Source organism: Bradyrhizobium sp. Leo170, from assembly GCF_004296405.1.
Classification (GTDB): Bacteria; Pseudomonadota; Alphaproteobacteria; order Rhizobiales; family Xanthobacteraceae; genus Bradyrhizobium.
Genome location: NZ_PSRR01000438.1, coordinates 1 through 6,009 on the forward strand (window position 1 = coordinate 1; position 6,009 = coordinate 6,009).

The window sequence follows — 6,009 nt, forward strand, 5'->3', positions numbered from 1 at the left end:
CCGCGGCCGCGAGCCCGCCGAGCACGAAGCCGATCATGGCGAGCAGGCTCATCGCCGGCGGGAAGGTGCGCCGCTGCGGCACGGTGGCTTCGCCGATCACGCGCGCGCTCGAGGTGTTCAGGCTCTCCTGTTCCTCCGTCTCGCGCGAGCGCTTGAGGAAGGACTGGTAGACGTCGCGGCTCGCCTCGACATCGCGCTCGAGTTCGCGCAGGCGCACCGAGGCCTGGCTCATCTGCACGCTCTGGCGCTTCTGCGCGTCCAGCGCCTTGTTCAGTGATGCCTCATAGTCGCGGGCGCGGGTCAAATCGTTCTTCGCGGCCTGCGCGAAGCGCTCGATCTCTTCCCTGATGGTACGGCGGAGATCCTCGACCTGCTGCTCGACCTGCCGGAGCGCCGGATGCCGCGGGCCCAGTTCGCTCTGCAGTTCGGCCTGCCGCTTTTTGGCATCAGCATATTGCGCGCGCAGGTTAGCGATGGTCGGCGACTGCAGCGCCTCGGGGATCGCGCCGGGGTCGCTCGAATTGCGCCGGCTGGCCTCGATCTGGTCGTACTTCGCCTGCGCATCGAGCGTCAGTGCCCGCGCGGCGGCGAGCCGCTGGTTGCTGGCGGAAAGCTGCTGGTCGGCGATCAGCGTGTCCTGGGTGCCGACGAAATTGTTCTGCGCCTTGTAGACGGCAAGCACGTTCTCGGCGTTGCGCAGCCGTTCCTGCAATTCCTTCAGTCGCCCCGAGAGATCCCTGGTGGCGCGCCGGGCGGCGGCGGCCTGCGATTGCTTGGATTCGGCGAGGTAGGCAGTCGAAAGCGCGTTGGCGAGCATCGCCGCCTTGGCTGGCTCATAGGACCAGACGTCGATGTCGACGACGAAGGTGCGGTCGGTCTTGCGCACATTGATGTGACGACTGAGGGCGTCCAGCGCGCTCATCGTCGCCTGGTGCTGCTGTTCTGCCGTTGGACGCTGCTCGATCCCGACCAGGCCGAGCAGCGCGCCGAGGAGGCTCTTGCCATCGCCGCCGCCGCCGAATTCCGGGTCCTTGTCGAGATTGGTGTTCTTGATGACCTGCAACAGCACGCTGTTGGAGGTGATCACCCGCGCCTCGCTGTCGACCACCATCGCGAGACCCGAAACGTCTTGCGCGCGCGGGGTCAGTTCGCGCTCGACGAGCTGCAATTCGCGCGGGTCGACATAGAGCTGCGCGGTTGCGGCGTACTTCGGCGTCAGGCTCTTGCCGATCGCAACCGCGATGCAGGCGCAGAGCAGCGCGGCAGCCGCGATCGCAGCCTTGCGACGCCACAGCAGCAGGACCAGGTCGACCACGTTGAAGCCCTGGCTTCGGCGCGGCTCGCCGGCGCCCTGGCTCTTGGCCTGGCTGTTTATCGGCTGGTCGTAATCAAGCATCGACCCCAGCTTCCATTCCAAACGCCGCACACATCGGCTGAGGGGTTACTCTTCGGGCTGTGCGATGTGCGAGAGCGGACCGCGCGGCAACAACGCAGCAGTAAAAATTAACCATAGTCCTTGAGGGACTATTCACTGAAAAGGCAAACAAAGCGTTTAAGCGCTCGCGCATCGGAACGCCTCCGCCATGGTGAGCGCCGGAATATTCCGCTTCGCCGCCGTTTCCAGCGCGTGGTTCAGGAGCCCCGGCGAGCAGCCATACAGGCTGGGCCGGGTGGCAACGTCGTGGCTGTAGAAAATTAACCAGCCGTTATGGATTTGCGCCTCGTCGAAGGCCCGCTCGATTGCATCGCGATCCATCTGGCGATCGATCAGCGGCATCGCGCGCAGGAACTGCAGGTCGACATTGCCGAAGTTCACGCCCTCCACGATCGAGCGGCAGGTCGCAAACCTGGACTTGAGCAGGTATTTGTGCGCGAACGAGCCGTAGCCGAACGGATAGGCGAAGGTTTCGATCTGCATCGACGGATCGAGCAAGTCGAAGTAGCGGCGGTTGCAGGCGATGTCGCCGGCAAGCGAGCTGACATCGAGATCGCTGGTGCGGCGGTGCGAAAAGGTGTGGCAGCCGATCTCGTGGCCGCGGCGATGCAGCGACAGCACGTCGTCATCGTTGCCTGACGTCCAGTTCGCCGTGTCGACGCCGACCAGGCCGCCCGACACATAGAACGTGCCGCGGGCGCCATGGGCCTCCAGCATGTCGGCGCCAGATGTCACCGCGCTCTTCGACAGGTCGTCGAAGGTGAAGCTGACCATCGGCGTGGCATTGCGCAGCCGGACCCGATCGACCGGCAGATGCATCGCCAGCCGGTGGCTGACCTTCACGACGGCTTCGGACCACAGCGCGTGCATCTTCTCACAGTTTCCGCAGGATCACATGATAGTCGCCGTGCCGCACGTCGGTCTTGCCGGGCAGGAAGAAGTTCATCGCCTTCGCGGTGGCGTCGACCAGCGCGGCGAGCAGGGGCTTGCGCAGGCGCATCTCCGGATAGCGCGGGCTCTCATAGACCTTGCGGTAGATCACCTGCAGGCCGTGCGCCCTGGCGAAAGCTTCGAGCTTGCCCAGCGTGACCAGCGGATGGAAATGGGTCGGGAACGGCGCCTCGCCCGGCAGGCCGGCCTTCTTGTCGCCGCGCACATAGCGATAGAACCAGACGTGGAACCAATGCGGTGAATACTTCGTCACCACGCCGGAGAGCGACTTCGGATTCGGTGCGCCGATCAGGATCAAGCCGTTCGGCTTGATCGCCTCGCAGAAACCGCTGAGCGCGGCCTCGACATCGGGCACGTGCTCGATAACGTTGTAGCAGACGATGAAATCGAAGCTTTTCGGTGCGAAACGGTAGGTCTGAATGTCGCCCAGGATCGTTGCCTGCGCGTACTGATTGTTTTTGACCTGATCCTCGTCGATGTCGACCACGGTGATGTGGCTGCGGCGCAGCACCTTGAGCGGCAGGAAGCTGGTCGAGCCGCCGCCGGCCTCGTAGATCGCGAGCGGGCCCGCCGGCAGCGTTGCCTCCAGGATGCTGTGCACGGTGAGGAGGCTCTGCCGCGCCTCGCCCGGCGGCAGGTCGAGCAGCGACTGCGGATGCGCGGCCGGCCCCGCCGTGTCGACATTGGCGAGCGTTGCATGGATGGCACCGAAAGTAAGGATGTCGGTCATTGGCTGTTATCCAATATTGCTGCTTGCGAATTTTGCTCTGAAGGCCGTGAAGCTGTGTTTCAGCCGGCCGCGAATCCTTGCGATGTCGAACAGCCAGGCCAGTACGCCGTAGGTGAGGATGCCAACCACCGCCAGCACGATGCAGGCGGCGAGATCCGGAATATGCAGGATGCGATCGAGTGCGGCGACCGTCAGCGCCATCGCGAGTGCGGCGATCAGGACCAGCGCCAGCCGGCCAAGCGGCAGCGGAACGCGGAAGGCATAACGGGTCAGCACCAGCGCACAGGCAAAGCCGATGATGTCGGCGCCGAGCCGCGCCCAGGCCGCGCCGACGGCACCGTAGTGGCTAACCAGCAGATAGGACAGGATCACATTGGCCGCGATCAGCGAGGCGGTGTTGACGAGATAGAAGCCGTTGCGGCCCGACAGCAGGAAGCTCGCGTGCAGATACTGCTGCGTCAAGACCTGGAACACCACGGCGACCGCGATCACAGGCATGATTTCCGCCGCGAGCTCGCGGAAGTCAGGGCCGAGGATGATGTTGGCGACATGCCCGGAGACCACGGCAAAGCCGAGCGAAGCCGGAAGCGTAACTGATAGCAATAGCTCGAGACATTCGGCGAGATGCGAGCGCACCGCGCCATCACCCTGCTTGGCGTGGATCTGGACGGCGAGCGGAAAGAACGCTGCCGCCATGCTCATCGCCGGCATCATCAGCGTCTGCCTGACGAGGTCGAGCGAGGCGACATATCGGCCAGCATCGGCCGCGCCGACGAGGTTGGCGATCATGAAACGGTCGGTGACGCTGGCGATCGCAAGCAGGGTCAGCGACAGCGTCAGCGGCAGGCCGGTCTTGGCCACGGCCATGAGACCAGTACGGTCGAAGCTGACATGCGTGCCACGCCAGGCGGTGCGCGACTGCACGAGCACTGCGAGCAGATAGGCGAGGGCGGAGGAAAGCAACAGCCAGAAGCCGTTCGGCCTCACCAGCGCGACGACGACGCCGAGTGTGAGCACGGAGACGGCGCGCACCAGCGTCGCCTTCATCACCGAAAGCGCCATCAGCCGCGCGCGAACCAGGTCCTGCGTCAGTTCGAACAGGCCGATCGCGACCGAGAGCGCCACCGTGGCGAACGCCGCGGTGTTGTCCAGGCCGGCGAGCCGGGCGAGCACATAGGCGATCGGTGCCGTCAGGCAGCAAATGATATAGCCTGACAGTACAAGTTCGCGGACGTCGGTGCCGTCGTTGCGGGCGTGCCCGCTCAGGATCAGATTTCGGAACCAGCCGACCAGGAACACGCTGATCACGGAAGCGAAGCCGATGCCGAGCAAATAGACGCCGTAATCATGCGGCGAGAACAGCCGCGTGAAAACGAACACGCTGAGCAGCCCCAGCAGCGCCGAGAGGATGTTGGCGGTCAGGTTGATGCTGGCTTGCCCGATCAGCATAACGCCGCAAACTCCGCGCGTTTGCCGCTGCCGGTGAGCGAAAGGATTTCGTTGCTCTCGGCGATCGCAGCGCGGATGGTCTCGACCGGCGTGCCGGAGAAGGATGCGATCGAGAACGCGACGTCGTCCTTGTTGGCGCGACGCAAGAGATCCTGCAACTCGCTTTTGCTGAGCCTCGGATCGTCCCAATAGCTGACGCAGGGGGTGTCCGGGACAGCGGCATGCCGCAGCGAGGCCGCGGCATCGTTCTGCACGAAATAGCCGTACAGCATGTATTCGGAGAATTCGCGGGTCTTGCACAGCGCGTCGATCCAGTCGAGGCCGGTGACGGTCTCGATGCGCTCGGCCAGGGCTCGGGTGGTCTGCTTGTCCCAGAAGATGATGTGCCCGATGAAATCGTCGGCCGGGAACGGCGGCGTCGGCAGCCCCAGCAGCTCATGGGTGGTCACGAGCCAGCGTGAATGTCGCGGCTGGTCCGCCGTCACTACATTCGACATGGTCAGCATCGGGATCGCGTTTGGATATTCGAACCGTGTCAGGTCGAAGTCGCGGAAGAACACGATGTCGGAATCCAGGATGCAAAAGCGCTGGTGAGGCAGTCCGATGGTGGCGGCGATCTTGAGGATCTGCTGCACATGCCATCCGTTCACCGGTTTGGCCCGCAGCGACCACCAGAACTGGCGCCGGCGGCGCTGGATGATGCGTGGCAGCGGCCGCAGCCACCCGGGCAGGAAGGTCGAGGCCGGGATGACGACGCGACGCTCGCCGGCAAGCGGCGCGAACAGCGGCAGGTCGCAATCGGGAACCAAGAGATAATGCTTGGAGAACGAGGTAACGTGCCGGTCCACGCTCTCACAAAGCAAGGTGCAGATCTCCAGGTCGCGCCCGTAAGTCGGGGTTAACAACGCAACTGGGTCCATCTCATAGATCTCTCTGGCGATCGCGTTCACGGTTGTCGCTTTCCAAGCCGCCGTTCGTCCTCGGCGAACCTTTCAGCAAGATCGATGCCGAACCGGCGCATTGGCCGCGGCTGGGATCGTCGTTGGTTAATTTTGTTTGCGGCTGACGATCGCTGCGCTGCTGACGGCGCGAAGTAACCATAAGAAGCCGTGTTTCGTGTCCGTCTGCGCGGCTTGCCCGGATATTGCAGAGCCGGATCCGCGCATCGCCGATGCAGTTCGGCGCGGGTATGAGTGCATGTGGGATTACGGGATTTCCGGGCGGGATCGCGCCGCGGGTGATACCAAGGCTGTGCCGCCAGTTGGTTTCGGCACAACCGTTCCGTCCGCGGTGTCCGCTTTTGAAACGGTGGGCAAGAGATTGGCGCCATTCTTTTGCAAATTCGCGAGGAGGGCAGATGGCTCGAACTGAACGATTGAGCCGGCGCCGGTTCGTCGGCGGGATGCTGACGGCCTCGGCCGGCGCAGTTCTCGGCGGCGCCACC

Annotated in this window: 6 protein-coding genes; all 6 read right to left on the minus strand. The window is 64.1% G+C overall.

The genetic code is table 11. The features are described 5' to 3' along the window. Positions 1 to 1,396: GumC family protein (locus CWO89_RS39720; RefSeq protein WP_165421514.1), on the minus strand; the 1,396-nt coding region annotated here is incomplete at its 3' end. Between the two features lie 156 nt (positions 1,397 to 1,552). After that, a complete protein-coding gene (locus CWO89_RS39725; protein ID WP_130583737.1) occupies positions 1,553 to 2,305 on the minus strand; it encodes a polysaccharide deacetylase family protein in 753 nt (250 codons plus the stop codon). Positions 2,306 to 2,309: 4 nt separating this feature from the next. Then, positions 2,310 to 3,116 (minus strand): class I SAM-dependent methyltransferase, encoded by an 807-nt coding sequence (locus CWO89_RS39730; RefSeq protein ID WP_130583738.1) that lies wholly within the window; start codon positions 3,114 to 3,116, stop codon positions 2,310 to 2,312. A gap of 6 nt (positions 3,117 to 3,122) precedes the next feature. Next, positions 3,123 to 4,565: a lipopolysaccharide biosynthesis protein gene (locus CWO89_RS39735; protein ID WP_130583739.1), complete on the minus strand. Its 1,443-nt coding sequence runs from the start codon at positions 4,563 to 4,565 to the stop codon at positions 3,123 to 3,125. Beyond that, entirely contained in the window at positions 4,559 to 5,515 is a 957-nt protein-coding gene (locus CWO89_RS39740; protein ID WP_130583740.1) for a DUF6492 family protein, read from the minus strand. Before CWO89_RS39740 ends, CWO89_RS39735 begins: the two co-directional genes overlap by 7 nt. Beyond that, positions 5,487 to 6,009: hypothetical protein (locus CWO89_RS47290; RefSeq protein ID WP_207234665.1), on the minus strand; the 523-nt coding region annotated here is incomplete at its 5' end. The genes CWO89_RS47290 and CWO89_RS39740, both read right to left, overlap by 29 nt.

Coding starts and splice junctions, on each gene's coding strand:
- CWO89_RS39725 (WP_130583737.1), bottom strand. CDS start 2,305: ATGCACGCGCTGTGGTCCGAAGCCGTCGTGAAGGTCAGCCACCGGCTG.
- CWO89_RS39730 (WP_130583738.1), bottom strand. CDS start 3,116: ATGACCGACATCCTTACTTTCGGTGCCATCCATGCAACGCTCGCCAAT.
- CWO89_RS39735 (WP_130583739.1), bottom strand. CDS start 4,565: ATGCTGATCGGGCAAGCCAGCATCAACCTGACCGCCAACATCCTCTCG.